Source organism: Rhizobium sp. Root708 (assembly GCF_001429725.1).
In the GTDB taxonomy this organism is placed as follows: Bacteria; Pseudomonadota; Alphaproteobacteria; order Rhizobiales; family Rhizobiaceae; genus Rhizobium.
In genome coordinates, this window is the sequence record NZ_LMHV01000012.1 from 214612 (window position 1) to 235788 (window position 21177).

Annotated in this window: 18 protein-coding genes; 4 read left to right on the forward strand and 14 right to left on the reverse strand. The window is 61.8% G+C overall.

The window, feature by feature from the left end; translation table 11 throughout:
* Positions 1–72: 72 nt before the first annotated feature.
* The 5 genes from ASE04_RS11480 to ASE04_RS11500 all read right to left on the reverse strand — a co-directional run bounded on the left by ASE04_RS11480 (position 73) and on the right by ASE04_RS11500 (position 3414).
* Positions 73–639, reverse strand: a complete 567-nt coding sequence (locus ASE04_RS11480; RefSeq protein WP_056816837.1) for a NifU family protein — start codon at positions 637–639, stop codon at positions 73–75.
* A 111-nt stretch (positions 640–750) separates the two neighbouring features.
* Positions 751–1242 carry a universal stress protein gene (locus ASE04_RS11485; protein ID WP_056816840.1) on the reverse strand — a complete coding sequence of 164 codons (492 nt, stop codon included), beginning with the start codon at positions 1240–1242 and terminating at the stop codon, positions 751–753.
* Positions 1243–1321: 79 nt separating this feature from the next.
* Positions 1322–1747 carry a cupin domain-containing protein gene (locus ASE04_RS11490; RefSeq protein WP_056816841.1) on the reverse strand — a complete coding sequence of 142 codons (426 nt, stop codon included), beginning with the start codon at positions 1745–1747 and terminating at the stop codon, positions 1322–1324.
* Positions 1748–1856: 109 nt separating this feature from the next.
* Complete coding sequence (trpS, locus tag ASE04_RS11495) at positions 1857–2921, reverse strand: tryptophan--tRNA ligase (protein WP_056816844.1); 1065 nt, start codon at positions 2919–2921, stop codon at positions 1857–1859.
* A gap of 97 nt (positions 2922–3018) precedes the next feature.
* A complete protein-coding gene (locus ASE04_RS11500) occupies positions 3019–3414 on the reverse strand; it encodes a VOC family protein (protein ID WP_056816847.1) in 396 nt (131 codons plus the stop codon).
* Positions 3415–3761: 347 nt separating this feature from the next.
* Here ASE04_RS11500 and ASE04_RS11505 point away from each other — a divergent pair, with 347 nt between their 5' ends.
* Positions 3762–4187 (forward strand): YcbK family protein, encoded by a 426-nt coding sequence (locus ASE04_RS11505; protein WP_056816850.1) that lies wholly within the window; start codon positions 3762–3764, stop codon positions 4185–4187.
* Between the two features lie 115 nt (positions 4188–4302).
* Here the strand turns inward: ASE04_RS11505 and murJ are convergent, their stop codons facing one another.
* From murJ to mutS, 4 genes are all read right to left on the reverse strand, one after another.
* A complete protein-coding gene (murJ, locus tag ASE04_RS11510; protein WP_056816853.1) occupies positions 4303–5880 on the reverse strand; it encodes a murein biosynthesis integral membrane protein MurJ in 1578 nt (525 codons plus the stop codon).
* 10 nt (positions 5881–5890) lie between these two features.
* Positions 5891–8800 carry a [protein-PII] uridylyltransferase gene (locus ASE04_RS11515; protein WP_056816856.1) on the reverse strand — a complete coding sequence of 970 codons (2910 nt, stop codon included), beginning with the start codon at positions 8798–8800 and terminating at the stop codon, positions 5891–5893.
* Positions 8801–8905: 105 nt separating this feature from the next.
* The gene (locus tag ASE04_RS11520; RefSeq protein ID WP_056816859.1) at positions 8906–9181 is read right to left on the reverse strand and encodes a hypothetical protein; all 276 of its coding nucleotides are present in this window, start codon (positions 9179–9181) and stop codon (positions 8906–8908) included.
* 3 nt (positions 9182–9184) lie between these two features.
* Positions 9185–11917 (reverse strand): DNA mismatch repair protein MutS, encoded by a 2733-nt coding sequence (gene mutS / locus ASE04_RS11525; RefSeq protein ID WP_056816864.1) that lies wholly within the window; start codon positions 11915–11917, stop codon positions 9185–9187.
* A gap of 111 nt (positions 11918–12028) precedes the next feature.
* Between mutS and ASE04_RS11530 the strand changes: the two genes are divergently transcribed.
* The gene (locus tag ASE04_RS11530) at positions 12029–14314 is read left to right on the forward strand and encodes an NADP-dependent malic enzyme (protein WP_056816868.1); all 2286 of its coding nucleotides are present in this window, start codon (positions 12029–12031) and stop codon (positions 14312–14314) included.
* 57 nt (positions 14315–14371) lie between these two features.
* Here ASE04_RS11530 and ASE04_RS11535 read toward each other — a convergent pair whose 3' ends face one another.
* The 5 genes from ASE04_RS11535 to ASE04_RS11555 form a co-directional block, all read right to left on the reverse strand.
* Positions 14372–15247, reverse strand: a complete 876-nt coding sequence (locus ASE04_RS11535) for a GNAT family N-acetyltransferase (protein ID WP_056816871.1) — start codon at positions 15245–15247, stop codon at positions 14372–14374.
* Between the two features lie 109 nt (positions 15248–15356).
* On the reverse strand, positions 15357–17621 hold the full coding sequence (locus ASE04_RS11540; RefSeq protein WP_056816875.1) for an ATP-binding response regulator: 2265 nt from the start codon (positions 17619–17621) through the stop codon (positions 15357–15359).
* Positions 17622–17677: 56 nt separating this feature from the next.
* Complete coding sequence (gene lspA / locus ASE04_RS11545; protein ID WP_056816879.1) at positions 17678–18181, reverse strand: signal peptidase II; 504 nt, start codon at positions 18179–18181, stop codon at positions 17678–17680.
* Positions 18178–19038, reverse strand: a complete 861-nt coding sequence (locus ASE04_RS11550) for a TrmH family RNA methyltransferase (protein WP_056816881.1) — start codon at positions 19036–19038, stop codon at positions 18178–18180. Before ASE04_RS11550 ends, lspA begins: the two co-directional genes overlap by 4 nt.
* Positions 19035–20135: a class I SAM-dependent methyltransferase gene (locus tag ASE04_RS11555; RefSeq protein WP_056816884.1), complete on the reverse strand. Its 1101-nt coding sequence runs from the start codon at positions 20133–20135 to the stop codon at positions 19035–19037. The genes ASE04_RS11550 and ASE04_RS11555 overlap by 4 nt, the downstream gene beginning before the upstream one ends.
* 118 nt (positions 20136–20253) lie before the next feature.
* Between ASE04_RS11555 and ASE04_RS11560 the strand changes: the two genes are divergently transcribed.
* Positions 20254–20706 (forward strand): SRPBCC family protein, encoded by a 453-nt coding sequence (locus ASE04_RS11560; RefSeq protein WP_056816887.1) that lies wholly within the window; start codon positions 20254–20256, stop codon positions 20704–20706.
* Between the two features lie 29 nt (positions 20707–20735).
* Positions 20736–21173 (forward strand): GNAT family N-acetyltransferase, encoded by a 438-nt coding sequence (locus ASE04_RS11565; protein WP_056816890.1) that lies wholly within the window; start codon positions 20736–20738, stop codon positions 21171–21173.
* Positions 21174–21177: the final 4 nt, after the last annotated feature.

Below are 21177 nucleotides of genomic sequence, written 5' to 3' on the forward strand. Positions count from 1 at the left end.
CTCCATACATTCACCCTGCCGCGCTTGCAAATGCTGCGCCAGGACGAATGACGGAAACTTTGAGTGTCGTCGTCAGGCGGCGACGACTTCCTCGACTTCCGGAACGAAGTGGCGAAGCAGGTTCTGCACACCATGCTTCAGCGTTGCCGTCGACGACGGGCAGCCGGCGCAAGAGCCCTTCATGTTGAGATAGACCTTGCCATCCTTGAAGCCACGGAAGGTGATGTCCCCACCATCCTGGGCGACAGCCGGACGCACGCGCGTATCCAGCAGTTCCTTGATCGTGAGCACGATCGACTCGTCGGCTGCGTCAAAGAACTCACCGCCCGCATCGAGATCTTCGGAAAGAACGGAAGCGTCGCCCATGACAGGCTTGCCGGACATGAAGTGTTCCATGATCGAGCCGAGGATCGCCGGCTTCAGATGCTGCCACTCGGCATTGTCCTTGGAAACCGAGATGAAATCGTAGCCGAAGTAGACGCCGGTAACGCCAGGAATCTCGAAGAGGCGCGCGGCCAGCGGCGAAGCCTGCGCTTCGTCGGCGTTAAGGAATTCGGCCGTGCCCGTTTCCATCACCACCCGGCCTGGCAGGAACTTCTGCGTGGCGGGATTGGGCGTCGCTTCGGTCTGAATAAACATGTCGCTCTCCGTGCGGCGGGCAGCAGCCCCGGGCCGTCTTTAGAATTCTTCAAAAGAGAAAATAAGCCGATTGGCTGAGCTATTCAAGAGACTCATACTCAAGAAAGCATATCAGGCCAAGGCGTCGAGTTCTTCGTCCGTCAGCGTATCGGGAAGGACGGTCACCGGGATCGGAAAGGCCGCGCCACGTCCTGCGACCGAAGAAACCAGCGGCCCAGGGCCTTCCTTGGCCGAACTTGCGGCAAGCACGAGGATCGCGATGTCCCGATCTTCCTCGATCACTGCATTGATCTGCTCGGCGGCGCTTCCCTCGCGAATGACGATCTCGGGCTCGATGCCGATCGTTTCGCGCACCAGCTGGGCCGATTTCGCGACCACGGCCTCGGCTTCCTCACGGGCCTCGGCGCGCATGATTTCCTCCACGCCGAGCCATTGCTGAAAGTCGCCATCCGGAATGATGTAGACGAGAACCAGCCCGCCGTTGGAATTTTTCGCACGCCGACCGGCGTAATGAACCGCACGGGAGCATTCTGGCGTATCATCGATGACCGCCATGAATTTGCGCCGGTGACCTTCGAGCCGTGAGAGTCGCTTTGATACCATGGCGGGACTCTGACACCCGATCCCGAAATTTTGCAAGTGCTGGTTTTTGCCCCGAGCGGCGGTTTTCGCGCGCCCGCGGTTACGCCGGCATCAGCCCGTATAGGCGCATGATTTCCTTGACGTGCTCGATGTCAGGTTTCCCGTGGACGTTGATGGCGGAAGCCATTTCCTCGAAGTAGCGGCGCCCTATGAGCCCGGGCGTCATGGTGATCAGCGCTTTCGCGGTCTCGTTGTGGAGGTTCTCGTGGGTGTGCACGTAGCCGCGGGGGATGAAAAGCGTCTCGCCGGCCCTTATCTCGTGCTTCTTTCCGTCGAGGGTGGTCGTCATCGTTCCCGACAGGCCGTAGACCACCTCGTCCACGTCGCGATGAAAATGCGCAGCCGGAACCCTTGCCTGCGGCGGCACCGTGAACTCGAACATCACAAGGCTTTCCGAACTCTGATCTTCATCGATCAGAATGCGGACATCCATAGTGCCGATCTGAATGAGGTTACGATCGCGCATCGGGCCATCCTCATGGGTCTGAGGAGAGTACGCTGTCGTTTTCGGTTCGACAAGTCCGGGCGACGGAACCGCCGCCCGGACTGTACCTCAGTAGAGCCCGGACTTTATCTCAGTAGAGAAAGCCGACGATGTCGCGGACTTCCTTCATCGTCACCTCGGCGCGGGCGCGGGCGCGTTCGCCGCCGTTGCGCAGGATCGCATCGATATGGCTGGTGTCGGACATCAGGCGGCGCATCTCGGCGGTAATCGGCGAGAGCACGTTGACCGCGATATCGACCAGCGCCGGCTTGAAGACCGAGAATTGCTGGCCGCCGAATTCCGCAAGCACGTCAGCCTTCGACCTGTCGGCAAGGGCCGCATAGATACCGACGAGGTTGTCGGCTTCCGGGCGCCCCTTGAGGCCGTCGAGTTCGCTCGGCAAGCCTTCCGGATCGGTCTTCGCCTTGCGGATCTTCTTCGAGATCGCATCCTCGTCGTCCATCAGGTTGATGCGCGACAGATCCGATGGATCCGACTTCGACATCTTCTTGGTGCCGTCGCGCAGCGACATGACGCGCGGTGCCGGGCCGTCGATCAGAGGCTCGACCATCGGGAAATAGGCATGCACCGGCTCATTGCCGACGGTGATGTCGATGCCGTAACTCGTCTTGCGGATATGCTCCGCATAATCGAGGTTGAACTTCATCGCGATGTCGCGGGCAAGTTCAAGATGCTGCTTCTGATCGTCGCCGACAGGCACATGCGTACCACGGTAGACGAGAATGTCGGCGGCCATCAGGCTCGGGTAGGCGTAGAGACCAAGCGAGGCCTGCTCGCGGTCCTTGCCGGCCTTGTCCTTGAATTGCGTCATGCGGTTCATCCAGCCGATGCGCGCGACGCAATTGAAGATCCAGGCGAGCTCGGCATGCTGCGGCACGGCCGACTGGTTGAAAACGATATGCTTTTCCGGGTCGATGCCGGACGCGATGAAGGCGGCGGCGATCGAACGGATCTGGTTCGGCATGTCCTCGTGGACGAGTTGCGCGGTCAGTGCGTGCATGTCGACGACGCAGTAGATGCAGTCGTTGCCGTCCTGCAGCGCCACGAACTTGCGGATCGCGCCCAGATAGTTGCCGAGATGGAGGTTGCCGGTCGGCTGAACGCCGGAGAAAACCACTTTCTTGAATTCGCTCATAATGTCCTCGATTAGGCTGGTGGAGGGCCCCAGGGTTTGTAACCCATGTTGCTAACGGGCGCGCTTATGCACGCGCGCGAAACCGCAATCAAGGGGTTCAGGCCGCGGCGTGTTGGATCAGGTCGAAGGTGTTGCCATAAGGATCCGAAAACACGGCCACGGTTCCGTAGATTTCATGCCGAGGCGCTTCCAGAAAGCGCACGCCCTTCGCCAGCATCGAAGCATGGTCGCGGGCGAAATCGTCGGTCTTGAGGAAGAAGCCGACGCGGCCGCCGGTCTGGTTGCCGATCGCTACTCTCTGATCCTCGCTATCTGCCTTTGCGAGCAGAAAAGCCGCGCCGTCGCCGCCATCAGGTCTGACCACCAGCCAGCGATTGCCGGGGGACTGCGTATCGTCATGGATGCAATCGAAACCGAGCGCGCCACAATAGAAATCCTTGGCGCGATCGTAGTCGTCGACGATGAGAGTCACGAGAAAAAGGGATTGAGGCATGATCGCTCCGCTGCAGGCTTTCACTTGTCGCGAAGAGCCGGTCCCTGGTCAAGCACGCCGACCCCTCCGGCGGTCGGAAATGCGACTTCGGCATCCCCGGAAGACGGTGAATGCGCGCTCTCGAACGAACCGGAACATTGTTGTGAATATGCTTCGCACATTTACGTGAAAGGAAAAAATATACTGCTTTTTAGGTATATCTAAATCATATTTTAGCGGTAGATTGTGGCATTCACACATACCGCAGGGTAAACAATTTCACAAAAAGGCCATTTTTGGGGAGAGCTTTTCCGTCGCCAGAAAGTCACGCCGGGTTCGTCCGGCGCATTTCGAGGGGAGGGGAACCAATGCAATCCGCATTTTCCATCGCACTCGCCGGCCTGTTCTGTCTGTCGTGTTTCGACAGTGCCGACGCTCAGAATATCAAGAGAGTGGCGATACCGCCGCTCAAGCACAGGGAAACGCTCACCTATACTCTGCAGACCGTCAGCGTTCAGGCGAACTGCTTCCCGCCACAGCTACGCGGAATTCTGTCCTACATTGCCGACAAGACCGGTCGGCGTCCGATAGTGACCTCCGGCTTCCGATCACATGGCCGATCGCATTCCCAGCACCGCCATTGCGCGGCGGCTGACATCCGGATTCCCGGCGTGTCGGAGCGCACGATCATCGCGATCGCGGCGTCGGCGCCTGGGATCGGCGGCATCGGTCGCTACTGCAACGGCATCGTCCATGTGGACGTCGGTCCGAAGCGGCGGTGGACCTACTGCTGATCGCGCGAACCGCTACAGCATCGGCCCGAAAATCGGAATCGATTTTCGGAAAGCCTGATGCGTAGATTCAATAAGATAGAGCGTCCTCTGTGCGTCCTTAGGGACGCACGGCGCTCTAGCCGTCGACCTTCGCCGGCTTGCGGTTCAGGTTCCGCCGGATCATGCCGAGATTGGCGCCGCCGATCAGAAAGGCGGTCGCGAAATAGACCGCCATGGCGATGATGATCAGCAGACCGAGTGTGCCGACCTTTGTCGTCAGGTGCGCGCCCGAGGCAAGCCACGGCGCCCAGCGGTGCTGCAGGTACATGATCACGCCGCCCATGACGGCGGCGGACACGACGAGCAGTGCTGCACGACGCGCCAGGGCCCATTCCCATGCGAGGTGGCCACGGCGGAGCAGTGTCGTGAACAGCAGCACCGTGCTGATCCAGCCTGCGGTCGCTTCCGCGACCGCGATCCCTGGAGCGCCGAGGAACGGGAAAAGCGTCAACGCCGTCGCGCAGTTGACGCCGACGGCCACGGCCGAAAAGCGCATCGGGGTCTTGGTGTCTTCGCGCGCATAGAACCCGGGCTGCAGCGCCTTGATCAGCACGAAGGCGGGCAGGCCGATGCCATAGATGGCGAGAATGGAAGCGACGACAGCGGTGTTTTCCTGATGGAAGGCGCCGCGTTCATAGAGCACGCGAATGATCTCATTGGAAAGAATCCAGAGCGCAAAGGCGGCGGGGATCGTCAGGAACAGCACGAACTCGATCGATCGGTTCTGCAGGTTTCCGGCTTCGCGCAAGTTGCCGCCCTTCAGCGCACGCGCCAGTTCCGGCAAAAGCACCACGCCGACGGCGACGCCTACGACGCCGAGCGGCAGCTGGTAGATGCGATCGGCATATTGAAGTGCTGCGATCGCGCCTTCCTTGCTGGAGGCGATCGCCTGGCCGATCATCTGGTTGATCTGGGTGATGCCGCCGGTCACGGCGGCGGGCACTGCGAGGATCAGCAGTCGTTTGACGTTCGGCGTAAAGCGGGGAAAGCGAAAGCCGATGCTCATGCCGGCATGCAGGACGCCGATATAGACCACTACGAGCTGCAGGACGCCCGCGACGAGCACGCCCCAGGAGAGATACCAGGCGGTCTGAAGTGGTTCAGCGCCGGTATAGAGCGCGTAAAACAGCGCCCCGATCATCACCACGTTGAGGAAGACGGGGGCGATGGCCGCTGCGAAGAAATGATGCAGCGAGTTCAGCATCCCGCTCATCATCGCAGTCAAAGACATGCACATGAGATAGGGGAACATCACCGCCGCCATGCGGATGGTGATCGAAAACTTCTCAGCATCATCCGCAAAGCCCGGCGCGATGACGAAGCGCACCAGCAAAGGCATGCAGAGCTCCATCACGATGGTGATGAGCAGCAGCACCGAAAACAGCACGCCGAAGACTTCCTCGGAGAAGCGCTTGGCTCCGTCAGTGCCGTTCGCTTCGATCTCCTTGGCGAACAGCGGCACGAAGGCGGCGTTGAACGCGCCTTCGGCAAAGAGCCGGCGGAAAAGGTTCGGAAAGCGAAAGGCGGCGTAGAAGACGTCGGCCATCGGGCCGGTGCCGAGCGCCGCCGCCATCAGCGTTTCACGGGCAAAGCCGAAGATGCGGCTGCCGAGGGTGGCGCCGCCGACGGTGGCGAATTTTCTGACGAGGCTCATGCGTTCTGGCTCATGCGGGCGAATCCGCCTTCTTGTCTGTCTGTGGCGCGGCCCGAACCGGAGTCGGTTGCGCGATGATGCCGGAGGGCATGCGTTCGCGCAGCTCGTCCTGCTCCTCGGCCATGACGGCCTTGAGGCGCGCGGTGATGTTCGAGCGCTTGCTGTCGCCCGAGATCTTCTGGCCGACGAGGTCGGTCACGTAGAAGCTGTCGATGACCTTCTCGCCGAAGGTGGTGATCCGCGCCGACTGGATGTCGAGCGACAGATCCGAGAGAACCGCCGTGATTTCCGAGAGCAGGCCCGTCCGGTCGAGGCATTCGACCTCGATGACGGTGAACTTGTTCGAAAGACTGTTGGAAATGTTGACGGACGGCGGAATGACGAAGGCCTTGCTCTTCTTGCGGTTCTTGGTCCGCGTCGCAATCACTTCGGGCAGCCGCTTTTGGCCGGAAAGCACGTCCTCGATCATCCGACCAATCGTGCCGGCACGCCGCAACTCGTCGGCATCGTCCTTGAACTCGCGGCTGACATGGATCGTATCAAGCGCGCGGCCATCCGAGGTGGTGAAGATCTGCGCATCGACGATGTTGGCGCCCGCTGCCGCGCACGCGCCGGCGATGACGGCGAGAAGCCGCGGATGGTCCGGCGAGAGCACGGTGATCTCGGTGATCGCATGGAAGCTGTCGGTGCGCACCATCGTCGCCAGCGCCTGGCCTGCCTTGTCCGCCTGGCGGATGAAGCCGGCGTGCCGCACCTGATCTTCCAGCGGAACCGAGAGCAGATACGGCTGGTAGTGCAGCTTGCTGTAGATCTTGCGGTCCTTCTGGCTCCACTCGGAGAGCGCATTGTAGAGCGCCTCGGCCGCGAAGTTGGCGCGCTCCTTGCGTGACACTTCCGAGAACCCGCCGGCAAGCAACAGTTCGGTCTCGTAGTAAAGCGTGCGCAGCAGCTGCCCCTTCCAGCCGTTCCAAACGCCCGGACCGACCGCACGGATATCGCAGATCGTCAGGATCAGCAGCATCTTCAGCCGGTCGAGCGACTGTACGACATCGGCAAAGTCGGTGATCGTCTTGCGGTCGGTCAGATCGCGCGTCTGCGCGACCATCGACATGACCAGATGCTCCTGGATCAGCCAGACGACCATCTCCGTCTGCTTCTGCGACAGGCCGAAGCGGGCGCAGAGCTTGCGGGCGACGCGGGCGCCGGCAATCGAGTGGTCTTCCTGGCGGCCCTTGGCAACATCGTGCAGCAGCACCGCGACGTAAAGCGCTTCGCGATCCTCGAGGCTGGGCATCAACTTGTTGGCAAGCGGGTGCAGGTCGTCGGCCTTGCCCTTGTCGATCTCCGACAGCACCTCGACCGTGCGGATCAGATGCTCGTCCACCGTATAGTGGTGGTACATGTTGAACTGCATCATCGCGACGATCTTGCCGAACTCCGGGATGAAGCGGCCGAGCACGCCGGCCTCGTTCATGCGGCGCAGGATCAGCGCGGGATCGCGCTTCGACGTCAGGATCGACATGAAGAGGCGGTTTGCCTCGTCGTTCTCGCGCAGATTGTTGTCGATCAGGCTGAGCGAGCGGGTCACGCGCTTCAAAGCATCCGGATGGAATTCCAGCCCGTTGATATCGGCGACATGGAAGAGCCGGATGATGCTGATCGGATCGAGCTTGAAGACATCAGGGCTTGCAAGCGCAATACGACCGCGGTCTTCGACGAACTCGGTGCTGCCGGCAATCTTGCGGCTGCGGTGTGTGAAGCGGCTGAGGACACCTGATAGTCCCGGCGTCGACTTCGCCTGTTGGTCCTCGAGCGCCGCGCAGAGGATGCGCGTCAGATCGCCGACGTCCTTGGCGACAAGGAAGTAGTGCTTCATGAAGCGCTCGACGGCCGAGAGGCCGGGGCGCGAATGATAGCCAAACGCCTCGGCGATCTCGCGCTGGATGTCGAAGGACAGTCGCTCCTCCGCCTTTCCGGTCAGGAAATGCATGTGGCAACGGACCGCCCAGAGGAAATCGTCGGCCTTCTGGAAAAGGTGATACTCGTGCTTCGAGAGAACGCCGAGCGGTACGAGCTCAGCCGTGTCGCGGACGTGATAATAGTATTTCGAGATCCAGTAGAGTGTGTGCAGGTCACGCAGGCCGCCCTTGCCTTCCTTGACGTTGGGCTCGACCAGATAGCGGGTGTCGCCGGCCTTGCGGTGGCGCTCGTCGCGCTCGGCGAGCTTGGCGGCGATGAATTCGGGACCAGTCCCGGTGACGATTTCCTTATCGAAGCGCGTCTCGAGCTGGGTTTCCAGCGACAGCAGACCGCAGATGTAGCGCATCTCAAGGATCGCGGTGCGGATCGTCATGTCCGACTTCGAAAGCGCGATGCACTCTTCCACCGTGCGCGTCGCATGGCCGACCTTGAAGCCCATGTCCCACAGGACGTAGAGCATGAATTCGACCGCCTTATGGGTCTCCTCCGCCGGCTTCGGCTGGAAGAGGAACAGGAGGTCGATGTCGGAGCCCGGCGCCAGTGTATCGCGGCCATAGCCGCCGACGGCGGTGACGGCGAACTTGTCTTTCTGCTTCGGAAAGACGTGCGTGCACGCGAACTGGTAGAGAATGGTGATGATCTGGTCTTGCAGCCAGGAGATCCGGCGGGCGCAATTGATGCCGCTGCCATCGACCGAAAGCAGCTCGCGCGCTTTCTGTCGACCTTCGCTGCTGGCCTTCTTGAGGGTCGCCAGCAGATCGGACCGCATGACGTCGGGCCGCGTCTTGTTCGCCTCGGCGACCGCGTCGCACATCTTCAGAAGATAGTCGGTGTCGAGGATATTGGAGAAATCGATGTCGTTCGTCGTCGCCATGCGCGGGGCGGCTTCCTCTTCGCGCGGCGCAGCCGCTTCGTGCTGCGCCTCTCGTTTCGTCTGCATGCGCTATAGCCTCTTTGCCCGCCGATGACACGGGCTTTCATACTGCAGAACCTTTAATTTTGGCGAAAAGGTGATGTGGCGCGTGAAAGCGGCGACATCGGCCAATCAGGCAGCGATCTGGGCCTGCACGGAATAGAGCACCTGACGTGTCTCGCTGGTGATTGCCTCCAGCGTCTCTTGGTCGCACTCGCGGTAGCCCGCCTTGGCGACGGACGTCGCAAGCTCCAGAATTCTGGCGCAGCAACGGATAATGTGCAGCAGGCCGAACGGCGACGCCCAGCCGCGCGGCGTACCGTGCTCGTCTGCAAGTCGCAGCGCTTCAAGCGCGCTGAAGATGGCCGCTAGCCTCTGGGTCTCGTTGAACAGCCGGTCCATGAACATCGATCAGCCCTGCTTCAGCTTTTTCTTGAGGTCGTAGAGCGCATCCATCGCTTCGCGCGGCGTCATGTCGTCGAGGCTCATGCCCTTCAAAGTCTCTTCCACCTTCGAGGCGCCGCGATTGGTATCCTCGCGGCGGACCGCCACCTGGAAAAGCGGCAGATCGTCGATGAGCTGGCTCGCCGGGTTCTTCCGGTCGGCGTCCTCGAGACGGGTCAGCACGTCGCGGGCGCGCGCCACCACCGAGGCCGGGAGGCCGGCAAGCCGGGCGACCTGGATGCCGTAGGAGCGGTCGGCAGCACCGGGGCCGACTTCGTGCAGGAAGATCACGTCGCCGTCCCATTCCTTCACCCGCATCGTCGCGTTCGATAGCCGCGCAAGCTTCTCCGAAAGCACCGTCAGTTCGTGGAAATGGGTGGCGAAGAGGCCGCGGCATCGATTGGCTTCGTGCAGATGCTCGACGGAGGCCCAGGCGATGGAGAGGCCATCGAAGGTCGCGGTACCGCGGCCGATCTCGTCGAGGATGACCAGTGAGCGATCGGTCGCCTGGTTGAGGATCGCCGCCGTTTCGACCATCTCGACCATGAAGGTCGAGCGGCCGCGCGCGAGATCGTCGGAGGCGCCGACACGCGAGAACAGCCGATCGACGATGCCGATATGGGCTGATGTGGCCGGCACGAACGAACCCATCTGGGCGAGGATCGCAATCAGCGCGTTCTGTCGCAGGAAGGTCGACTTACCGCCCATGTTCGGGCCGGTCAGCAGCCAGATCGCGCCATCCTTGCCGTCGGCAACAGGCGACAGATCGCAGTTGTTGGCGACGAACGGACCGGATGATTGCCGGCGCAGCGCCTGCTCGACAACCGGGTGACGTCCGCCTTCGATCGCAAACATCTTCGAGCCGTCGACCAGCGGCCGGCAATAGGCCTGCTCGTCTGCAAGCAGCGCAAGGCCGGCGGCAACGTCGATGACGGCGAGCGCGCGCGCGCCGGCCTTGATTGCCTCGGCCTCGGCGACGACGGCTGAGGTCATGCGGTCGAAGGCCGCCAGTTCGATCGCGAGCGCCTTGTCGGCGGCGTTGGCGATCCGGCTTTCCAGATCGGCAAGCTCGGTGGTGGTGAACCGCATCGCGTTCGCCATCGTCTGGCGGTGGATGAAGCGGCCCTTCGCCTCCGGCGTATCGGTCATCGGTCCGGCATTGCCGGCAGTGACCTCGATGAAGTAGCCGAGGACGTTGTTGTGCTTGATCTTCAGCGATTTGATGCCGGTTTCCTCGGCATATTGCAGCTGCAGGCCGGCAATCACGCGGCGCGACTGGTCGCGAAGCGCCCTGACCTCATCGAGTTCGGCATTGGCGCCGTCGCGAAGGAAGCCGCCGTCGCGTTTCAGCAGGGGCAACTCGTCGCCGAGTGTCTCGAAAAGCAGCGCTACGAGATTGGAGGGAAGTGCCTGAAGACTCGCAAGCGCAAGCTGCAGCTCTTCCGGCAGCAGCGCTTCGGACAACAGCCGGGCGACATCGCCCGCAGCGTTCAGACCATGGCGGATGGCGGCGAGGTCGCGCGGCCCGCCACGATCGAGCGCCAGGCGCGAAAGCGCGCGCGGCATATCCGGAACATGCTTGAGATGGTGGCGCAGGTCGCCTGACAGCGCAGGCTCCTCCATCAGGAAGCCGATCGAATCCAGCCGCTCGTTGATGCGGACGGGATCGGTCTGCGGCGACATCAGCCGTTCGGCCAGCAATCGTGCACCGCCGCCCGTGACCGTGCGGTCGATCGCCCTCAGCAGCGAGCCGTTGCGATCGCCTGACAGCGTGCGGGCAAGTTCGAGGTTGGCGCGGGTGGCAGGATCGATGAACAGCGTCGACGCGCCGCTCTCGCGCTCCGGTCGTCCGAGTGGCGGCCGCTCGGCGATCTGCGTTTTCTCGACATAGGCGACGGCGGCAGCCGCCGCCGCAAGCTCGGCGCGCGAGAAGGTACCGAAGCCATCAAGCGTCGAGACATTGAAATAGCGAGCGACCCGGCCCTCGGCGGTGGCGCTGTCGAAAAGGACGGATGGTTGTGGAACGGCGGTGCGACCCAGAACGTCGAAGACGGGCTTCAGCTCGGGATCGTGAAAGATCGTATCCGGCACGATCAGTTCACGCGGGTCGATGCGCAGGATATCGGCAAGCAGCCGCGAGTTTTCGGTCTCGGCCAGCCGGAAAATCCCGGTCGAAATGTCGATCCAGGCAAGCGCCAGCACAGGCTCGGCGCCGGCGCGAATCCGGGTAAGCGCCATCAGATAGTTTGATTCCGATGGCGAAAGCAGCTTTTCCTCGGTGATCGTGCCTGGGGTCACGAGGCGGACGACGTCGCGCTTCACCACCGACTTCGAGCCACGCTTCTTGGCTTCGGCGGGATCCTCGACCTGCTCGCAGACAGCAACCCGGAAACCGAGCGAGATCAGCCTCTGAAGATAATCGTCGGCCGCATGAACCGGCACGCCGCACATCGGAATATCCTGCCCCATGTGCTGGCCACGCTTGGTCAGCGTGATGCCGAGCGCGCGCGAAGCGTCGAGCGCGTCCTCGAAGAACAGCTCGTAGAAATCGCCCATACGATAGAACAGCAGCGAGTCAGGGTTGTTGGCCTTGATCTCGATGAATTGCTCCATCATCGGCGTTGCCGAGGCACGGCTTTCTTCCGTGGCCAGCTCTGCGGCCGAAAAGGCTTCCATTCCAGTGTCTATTCGTTCGTTCACGGAGATGCATTTTTTCCAAAAAAGAGGTGCCAACCCTAGCCGCCCGTCGCTATAGATGACAACTGCGATTGAGGAAGAGCAAGGCGTCACCCACAAGACGTTGGAGGAAAAATGCCCGATACCGAGAAGAAGCAGCGGCCGGTTACATCAGTGACGGACAACGAGGCTCTTGAGTTCCACGCCATGGGGCGGCCCGGAAAGCTGGAGATCAACGCCACCAAGCCGATGGCGACGCAGCGCGACCTGTCGCTCGCCTATTCGCCGGGCGTTGCCGTTCCGGTGAAGGCAATCGCCGCCGATCCTGCCACCGCCTATGATTACACGACCCGCGGCAACATGGTCGCGGTCATCTCCAACGGTACGGCGATCCTCGGTCTCGGCAATCTCGGCGCACTGGCCTCGAAGCCGGTGATGGAAGGCAAGTCGGTGCTCTTCAAGCGCTTTGCCGACGTCGACTCCATCGATCTCGAGGTCGATACCGAGAATGTCGACGAATTCATCAACTGCGTCCGTTTCCTCGGCCCGTCCTTCGGCGGCATCAACCTCGAGGACATCAAGGCGCCCGACTGTTTCATCATCGAGCAGCGCCTGCGCGAGCTGATGGACATTCCGGTTTTCCACGACGACCAGCACGGTACGGCGATCATCGCGGCCGCCGGTCTCATCAACGCACTGGAACTGACCGGTCGCGACCTGAAGACGACGAAGCTCGTCTGCAACGGCGCCGGTGCCGCTGCCATCGCTTGCGTCGAACTCATCAAGGCGATGGGCTTCGCGCCCGAGAATATCGTCCTTTGCGACACCAAGGGTGTGATCTACCAGGGCCGCACCGAAGGCATGAACCAGTGGAAGTCGGCGCATGCGGTCAAGACCAAGGCGCGCACACTCGAGGAGGCCATGAAGGGCGCCGACGTTGTCTTCGGTCTTTCGCAGAAGGGCGCCTTTGCCGAGAAGATGATCCGCTCGATGGCTGACCGCCCGATCATCTTCGCGATGGCCAATCCCGATCCGGAGATCACCCCGGAAGAGGTTGCCCGCATCCGCGACGACGCCATCATGGCAACCGGTCGCTCAGACTATCCGAACCAGGTCAACAACGTCCTCGGTTTCCCCTACATCTTCCGTGGCGCGCTGGACGTTCGTGCCACCACGATCAACGATGCAATGAAGATCGCCGCCGTGCAGGCGCTGGCAAACCTCGCACGCGAGGATGTGCCGGATGATGTGGTTGCCGCCTATCAGGGCAATCGTCCGCGCTTCGGCGCGCAATACATCATTCCGGTGCCGTTCGATCCGCGCCTGATCTCGGCGATCCCGGTTGCCGTGGCACAGGCAGCGATCGACAGCGGCGTCGCCCGCAAGCCGATATCCGACATGGCAGCCTATGCCCGCGAGCTTTCCGCCCGTCGCGATCCGATCGCCTCGACGCTGGCAAGCCTCTACGAACGCGTTCGGCGCCGCCCGAAGCGGGTGGTCTTTGCTGAAGCTGAGGAAGAGCAGGTCATGCGTGCGGCAATGTCCTACGCAAACCAGGAGCTCGGCACGGCGATCCTGCTTGGGCGCGAAGACCTGATCCGCCAGACCGCCGAGCGCGCCGGCATCGATCTCAATCGGCCGGGGCTCGAGATCGTCAACGCGCGCATCTCGACGCGGGTGGAAGCCTATACCGACTATCTCTATGCGCGGCTGCAGCGCAAAGGCTACTTGCACCGCGATGCCCAACGCCTGATCCACAATGACCGCAATCACTTTGCGGCCTGCATGGTGGCGCTCGGCGATGCCGATGGCATGGTCACCGGCATCACCCGCAACTATTCGACGGCACTCGAAGACGTGCGCCGTTGTATCGACATGAAGCCGGGTCACAGGGTCATCGGCGTATCCATTGCGCTCTGCCGCGGCCGCACGGTGTTCGTTGCCGACACGGCGGTTCACGATATGCCGAATGCCGAGGAACTGGCCGATATCGCCGTCGAGGCAGCCGGCTTCGCGCGCCGTATGGGCTACCAGCCGCGCGTTGCGATGCTTGCCTATTCGACCTTCGGCCATCCGTCGGGCGAGCGTTCCGAGCGCGTGCGTGAGGCCGTAAAGATCCTCGACAAGCGCCGCCTCGATTTCGAGTACGACGGGGAGATGGCCGCTGATGTGGCGCTGAACCGCAAGGTGATGGAGCAATATCCGTTCTGCCGCCTGTCGGGACCGGCCAACGTGCTGGTCATGCCGGCGTTCCACTCGGCTTCGATATCGACCAAGATGCTGCAGGAACTCGGCGGCTCCACCGTCATCGGCCCCATCCTCGTGGGTGTCGACAAGGCCGTCCAGATCACCTCGATGGGCGCGAAGGATTCCGACATTGTCAACATGGCCGCCATCGCGGCCTACACGGCTGGATCGTGACATAGAAAAGGAGCGGGAGGCTGCCTCCCGCTCCGTCTCAGTTACATCAATGAAAAATCAGCTCGCGAACCGTCCGGCGTCGGCGCCGTAATAGTTCAGGTAACGATCGGAAATGCTGGAGATCGGCAGAACGATCAGGACGTCCGTCGTGTTGAAGGCCTTGTCGACCACGGCGGTCGAGCCGACCATGGCGCCGAGGCGGAGATAACCCTTGATCAGCGGCGGCAGCGCCATCAGCGCCCGCTTCGGATTGACTGCTTCAGCAGGCATCAGGTCCATGTCGCGCGCCAGGTGCGGAAGAGCGTTGACTGCCCATTCGTCCTTGGCGACAACGTTGTGATGCAGGAAGGAAAGAGCCAGCGCATGGCTTTCCGGATGGACGCCCGGGAAGGATGCGCATCCGAACATGGCGCTCATGCCGTGCTTCAGCGCATAGGCCCAGTTGCCCTGCCAGAGCAGTTCGACGATCCGCTTGGTGCGGTAGTCGGGCAGAACGCAGGAGCGGCCAAGTTCCATGAAGCGCTTATCCGGGTGGCGGGCAAGCAGCTCGTCGATCACGAATTCCGAAGCCGAGTAAAAGCCACCGTTCGCCATGGCGACGTCCTGCCGCAGCAACCGATAGGTTCCGACGATCTGGTCCTCGCTGTCGCCCTCGATCGAGCGGTCGAGCACCAAAAGGTGGTCGCAGAAAGCGTCGTAGGCATCGACGTCTCGCTTGCGGCGCATGGCTTCCGCCGGCAGTTGCGCCTGCATTTCTTCGACGAAAACTCGGTAGCGGACAGCCTGTGCAGCGTCGATTTCGCTCGGGGTGCGGGCGAGACGCGTTTCGAGATTTCCGATGCGTCCGAAAACGTCGCTTTCCTTTGGCGCGGGTGCCCGGGAAGCGTGCGAAGCCTCGGCGACTGCGTCACGGTTGATGATGTCTACTGACATGGCGACTCTTTCATTGCCGGCTTTTGACACGCCATAAAACACTTATATGCGACAGGAAAGTGACATTTTAAACCCCCTGCTACGCAGCAAATGCAAGGGTTGTTGACGACTATTTCGCCTCCGCACGTCGTGCGGAAAGGGCAGCTACTGCTTGGACTTCCGTCAGAAGTCTTATCGGATCTACGGGCTTCAACATGACGCGGTTTGCGCCGTTCAGCAAGACTTGGCGCCGTGAATCATCGCGTTTGTCGGCGGTCAGAACGATAATAGGCACGGATGGCAGATCGAGACGGCGCTCATGTCCGCGTAGCCGGCCAATCATTTCGATGCCGTCACCGCCGGGCATGGAAAGATCGCTGATGATGATGTCGGGGCGTGCCCCTTCGGCAAGTGCACCATCAAGCAAGGCTTCGAAATGCGTCACGTGCTGGACGCTGTGACCGGCCTTGTCGAGCATGGCGCGAATCAGCATCGCGTTGATCGGGTCGTCTTCGGCCAGAAGGATCTTCAGGCCGCCATGATCGCCGGTATCCGGAACGATGGCGCTGAAGCCCGGCTGGTTGTCGTTGAGGGCGTCGCGCTTTTCCATACCGCGCATGCGGCCGCGCAGGACGTCGATCAGCGACTGTTCGCGCAGCGGACGGATCAACCAGGCATCGAAGAGATCGAGGGAATGCGCGTTGCGCTCCTCCGGGTTCACCAGAAGGATCTTTCTGAGACCCAGCCCCGCGATATCCGCACGGTCCGCAAGGTGGGCGGCAAACTCACCGGACATGCGGTGATCGACGATGATGTCGGTAGGTCTGCGACCAATGCCGGCCATCTCGAGCAGTGTCTGACGAGCCGTGCTGCCGTCTTCCGCGAAATGGCAGATGCCCCCGAGCGTGGTGATGGTTTCAGAGATGGCCATTCTTGCCGCGCCTGCCGGCGCAAGCAGCAGAACCATGTTGCCGGCAAGCATCGCATCGCGCCGCGGCTGCTTGGCGTCATCAGGCGCGACGGTGAAGCGGATGCTGAACTCGCTGCCGAGACCCTGTTCGCTGGCGACGCTGAGTGCGCCGCCGAATTCGCGCATGATACGCGAGGAGATCGCGAGACCAAGCCCGGTGCCAGTGCTTCTGTCCGCCATCGTGCCTCCCTGTTCGAACTCGCCGAAGATCCGCGATTGTTCCTCTTCGGTCATTCCGGGACCTGTGTCGGTCACGGTGATCAGCAATTCGTCGGCTTGCTTTGAGGCACGGATGAAGACGCCGCCGGCCTGCGTGAATTTCACGGCATTGCCGATGACGTTGAAGAGCACCTGCCGCAGGCGCGCGGGGTCGAAGTTCATCAGGTCAGGCACATCGGACGAGACCGTCGCGCCGATCTCGATCCCTTTCTCGTGGGCACGATAGGCGAGCATCTCGACGACGCTTTCCAGAAGCTTGCGCAGCGACTCGGCACGGGGGCGAAGCTGGAAGCGGCCGACTTCGATCGTCGAGAAATCCAGGAGGTCCTCGACGAGCTGCGTCAATGCATCGCCGGATTGGCGGATGCCGTTGAGGTAGCTCTGCTGCTCGAGGGATTGCCGCGTCTCGCTCAAGAGGTGCGTCATCCCGAGAATGCCTGAGAGAGGCGTGCGCAGTTCATGGCTGACGGTTGCCAGCAGCCGCGATTTGGCGGCGCTGTTGTACTCGGCTTTCTGGCGAGCATGTTCGCGAGCCTGGGCGGCAAGCCGTTCGTCGGTGACATCCCGCGCGATGCTGTGGAGGAGCAGGCGCCCGCCATCGGCGTCGCGAACGACCACGTCACGCCACAGGAAGATACGCTGACCTTGCGGCGTGGAGATTTCGACGTCGTAGCAGTGGGGCTCGGTTCCCGGTCGAAAGGCGACGCCTATTTCCTCGCAGGTCTGCCCTTCGGGCGCCGATCGCCCGGTAAGCTGGCGAAAGGTCTCGTTCGCTGCGATGATCCGGCGATCCATCGTCCTCGTTACGGTAATGTCGCCAAGCGCGTCATGGACGTTCGCAAAGAGCTCTGTCCCGCCGCCGGCCGTCAGGTTTCGGCGGCCTGAGGTGCCGCGGGCGACGCGTCGCCGGGTCGAGAAGACGACGGCCGCAAGAATGGACGCCACGATGATCGTGCCAACGCCGATCAGAAAGAGCAGGACGCCGCCTGCATAGGCAAGGGCAAGGAGAACGACCGAAGCCACCAAGCCTGCGCCGCCGAGCCAATGCGTCAGCAGCTTCCGCCCCGTGGGCGTTGAACTGGAGAAGGTGATGTCGGCTGAACCGAAGGGCGCAAGCGACCGTTCCGCCGCAGCGTCGCTATGACGTGCCGCATATGCGCCAAAGGCGTTCGCCAGCTTTTGCTGCAAGTGACCCAGACCGACCATGTGGATCGGATTAGCACGCCGGCCGTTCCAAATAGCTTCAGCAAACTGCTAAAACTTTAGGTATCCGCTTTTTTAGGTTGTATTAGCTCGTCAAGAATCACGCATCCCGCGCCGATTGTGATGAAACTGTCGGCCAGGTTGAAGACGGCGAACGACCATGTCTCGGTATGAAACAGGATGTAGTCGATGACGTGCCCATAGAGGAACCGGTCGATCAGGTTGCCGAGCGCACCTGATATGATCAGCGCATAGCCAAGATGGGCGAAGGTGCGCTGCTTGCCGGTCCGATGCCAAAGCCAGATGACGAAGGCGACGATGATGAGGCGCATTCCGACGATGAACCAGCCGTCCATGCCCGAAAGCATCGAGAAGGCGACGCCGAGATTGTAGGTCCGGTAGAGCGCCAGCATCGGGATAAGATGCACCGGCTCCTGCAGTGGCAAGGTGTGGTCGACGACGATCTTGACGATCTGGTCGAGCACGACAGCAATGACGATGAAGATCAGGATTGGCAGCGGCCGGGCAAACAGGGTCGGTCGTTCTAGCGTCTGATCGGTCATTTGGCCTCGTCGAGTGAGAGGAGATGGCGGCGTGCCTCGAACAGCATGACGGCGCTGGCGACGGCAAGATTGAGCGAGTCGGCGCGGCCCTGCTGCGGAATGCGGGCAAGCGCGTCGGCTTCCTTGGCAAGATGCTCCGGCAGCCCTGATTGCTCGTTGCCCATCAGGATCACCACCGGCTTCTTCTTGTAGTCGATCGTCCGGTAGTCGACGGAACCCGCTAGATGTGTGGCGACGACCGAAACGCCGGCGTGCTTCTTCCAGGCAACGAATTCATCCGCCGTGGCACGGGCAACGGGAACGGCAAACACTGAGCCCATAGTGGCGCGCACCGTTTCCAGCGAGAAGGGATCGGTTGTTTCGCCGACGAGAATGACGCCGGAGGCGCCGGCTGCATCGGCGGTGCGGATGATCGTGCCGAGATTGCCGGGGTCGCGCACCCGATCAAGGGCAATCCATGTCTCGCCCTGCTTCGGGTGGATTTCGCGCAGTGGCTTCCAGCGGCTCTCGAAGATGCCGACGACCATCTGCGGATTGTCGCGGCGGGTGATCGCGGAAAGCACTTTCTCGCTGACCTCGAGGACCAGCCCGCCCGATGCGACGGTTCGCGCCGCCATCTGCTCGACCAGCGGCTTGCCCTTGGCAGCCTTGGCATAGACAAGCGTGCGGATCGTCCAGCCGAGCTCGATCGCATCGATGACGAGCTTCAGGCCTTCGGCCATGAAGGTGCCGCTCTGCTCGCGCGTCTTCTTGTCGCTGAGCGCCTTGATATCCTTGATAATAGGATTGGCGAGCGAGGTGACCTCTTTCACATGCCCGACCTTATGCGGGCCATGGCCCTTGTGTTCATGGCTCATTTCGGCACCCAGCGGGAGAAGAGTGATGTGGAGAGCGCCCGGCCCGGCGCCTTGCCGTCCAGCCCGGCCTCGCGGATGACGAGCTCGCCCGACTCGACGACACCGCCGGCCCCGCGCATCGTCTCGCGCATCAGTTCATGGATCGAATAGAAGCTGGCGCGGATCGAATAGGCGGTCAGCACAAGTCCGACCGCCTTCGGCGACAGGATCTCGCGGCAGATGTCGAGCATGACAGGCAGATGTTCGAAAAGGTGCCAGACCTCGCCATTGGGTCCGCGGCCGAATTTCGGCGGATCGGTGAGGATGATGTCGTACTTGTTGCCGCGGCGTTCCTCGCGCTGGATGAACTTCATCGCGTCTTCGCAGATCCAGCGGATCGGCGCTTTCTCCAGCCGGCTCAGCGCCTGGTTCTCACGCGCCCAACCGATCGCCTTCTTCGAGGCGTCGACATGGGTGACTTCGGCTCCCGCCGCTGCTGCGACGAGGGAGGCGACACCGGTGTAGCCGAAGAGGTTCAGCACCTTCAGCGGTCGCCCTGCAGTCTCGACCTGCTGCTTCATCCATGTCCAGTGGACGATCTGCTCGGGAAACACGCCGACGTGGCGGAAGGAGGTGAAACGGCCAAAGAAATCGACGCCGAGCAGGTTCAGCGGCCAAGTCTCGCCAAGCGCTTCCTTGGGAAAGCGCCAGCGCCCGGTTCCTTCCTCGTCGGTATCACCGGTGAAGACAGAATCGACTTTTTCCCAGACCTGTTTCGGCAGGGAAGGCTGCCACAGCGCCTGGCCCTCGGGGCGCACGATCCGGTAGGGGCCGTATTGCTCCAGCTTCTCGCCATTGCCGCTGTCGATCAGATGAAAGTCGCCTGCGCCAAGGGATTCGAGGATGACGGGTACGCGTTCTGCCGGGCGCTCGCCGGTGCGCTCCATCAGCGGTCGATCGATCGCCGTCGGTACCGATGCCGGTTCGCGCATCTTCTCACGAGCCGGCGCAGGCTTGGCGGCGGGTCTTGTCGGCTGCTGGCCACGATCGTCGGCGCGGCGCCCGCCAGAGGGGCCGGCGGCGGATTTCTGGCCTGGCCGGCGTTCTTTTTGTCTCAACGTGATTTTCCGCGTGCTTCAATTCGATGGAACTCGTGCAAATAGCATTCCGTTTCACCTTGGCAAAGCGCTTTCCGGCTGTGATAAATCGAGCCAGGTCGAAATGGGAGGATTTCGGATGGACTTGACCGGCGAAGAACGGATTATGGCGCCTCGGGATGTCGTATGGGCCGCGTTGAACGATCCCGAGATTTTGAAGAAATGTATCCCGGGCTGTCAAAGCCTGGAGATGAAATCACCGACCGAGCTTGCCGCTGTCGTGAAGATCAAGATCGGCCCGGTCTCGGCGACCTTCAACGGCGAGGTGACGCTATCCAACATCAACGCCCCGGAAAGCTACACCATTTCAGGTGAAGGCAAGGGTGGTATCGCGGGCTTTGCCAAGGGCGGCGCCGATGTCGTTCTCAAGGAGGACGGCGGCGAGACCATTCTGCAGTATGAGGCGAAAGCCCAGGTCGGCGGCAAGATCGCTCAGCTCGGCGCGCGATTGATCGACTCGACGTCGACGAAGCTCGCACAGCAGTTCTTTTCGGATTTCAATGCCGCTGTCAGCGTTGCGGCGGCGGAATAGCGCGAGCAGATTGCTCGGTCAGGCAGGTCATGCAGTGGATAGTTAGGCCTGCCAATGCATCCGATCGGGAACCGTTGGCCGATCTCTATCTCGCTGTTCGACGACAGGCATTTTCGTGGGTCGATCCGCTGGCGTTCCGGCATGGCGATTTCTTCACGCAGACTCAGGGAGAAATCATCTGGGTGGCCGAGACGCCCGCAGGCGAAGTCGCCGGGTTCATCTCGCTTTGGCCGCCGGATGATTTCATCCACATGCTCTACGTGGCCGGTCCCTGGCAGTCGCGTGGAGCGGGTGGCGCTCTTCTGCGAGCGCTTCCCGATTGGCCGCACCAGAAGTACCGATTGAAATGCCTGGTCCAGAACAGGCGGGCAAAGGCATTCTATCTGGCCAACGGGTTCGTCGTTACAGGAAACGGCAAGTCCGCCGAAGGCATGTATGACGAGATGAGCTTCTTTCCCGCCGGCTAGCAGG

Bases quoted from the DNA above. Each gene is read 5' to 3' on its own strand.
- ASE04_RS11560 (WP_056816887.1), top strand. From the start codon at position 20,254: ATGGACTTGACCGGCGAAGAACGGATTATGGCGCCTCGGGATGTCGTA.
- ASE04_RS11480 (WP_056816837.1), bottom strand. From the start codon at position 639: ATGTTTATTCAGACCGAAGCGACGCCCAATCCCGCCACGCAGAAGTTC.
- murJ (WP_056816853.1), bottom strand. From the start codon at position 5,880: ATGAGCCTCGTCAGAAAATTCGCCACCGTCGGCGGCGCCACCCTCGGC.
- ASE04_RS11550 (WP_056816881.1), bottom strand. From the start codon at position 19,038: ATGAGCCATGAACACAAGGGCCATGGCCCGCATAAGGTCGGGCATGTG.
- ASE04_RS11490 (WP_056816841.1), bottom strand. From the start codon at position 1,747: ATGCGCGATCGTAACCTCATTCAGATCGGCACTATGGATGTCCGCATT.
- ASE04_RS11535 (WP_056816871.1), bottom strand. From the start codon at position 15,247: ATGTCAGTAGACATCATCAACCGTGACGCAGTCGCCGAGGCTTCGCAC.
- ASE04_RS11565 (WP_056816890.1), top strand. From the start codon at position 20,736: ATGCAGTGGATAGTTAGGCCTGCCAATGCATCCGATCGGGAACCGTTG.
- trpS (WP_056816844.1), bottom strand. From the start codon at position 2,921: ATGAGCGAATTCAAGAAAGTGGTTTTCTCCGGCGTTCAGCCGACCGGC.
- ASE04_RS11505 (WP_056816850.1), top strand. From the start codon at position 3,762: ATGCAATCCGCATTTTCCATCGCACTCGCCGGCCTGTTCTGTCTGTCG.
- ASE04_RS11485 (WP_056816840.1), bottom strand. From the start codon at position 1,242: ATGGTATCAAAGCGACTCTCACGGCTCGAAGGTCACCGGCGCAAATTC.
- ASE04_RS11530 (WP_056816868.1), top strand. From the start codon at position 12,029: ATGCCCGATACCGAGAAGAAGCAGCGGCCGGTTACATCAGTGACGGAC.
- ASE04_RS11515 (WP_056816856.1), bottom strand. From the start codon at position 8,800: ATGCAGACGAAACGAGAGGCGCAGCACGAAGCGGCTGCGCCGCGCGAA.
- ASE04_RS11540 (WP_056816875.1), bottom strand. From the start codon at position 17,621: ATGGTCGGTCTGGGTCACTTGCAGCAAAAGCTGGCGAACGCCTTTGGC.
- ASE04_RS11520 (WP_056816859.1), bottom strand. From the start codon at position 9,181: ATGTTCATGGACCGGCTGTTCAACGAGACCCAGAGGCTAGCGGCCATC.
- ASE04_RS11500 (WP_056816847.1), bottom strand. From the start codon at position 3,414: ATGCCTCAATCCCTTTTTCTCGTGACTCTCATCGTCGACGACTACGAT.
- lspA (WP_056816879.1), bottom strand. From the start codon at position 18,181: ATGACCGATCAGACGCTAGAACGACCGACCCTGTTTGCCCGGCCGCTG.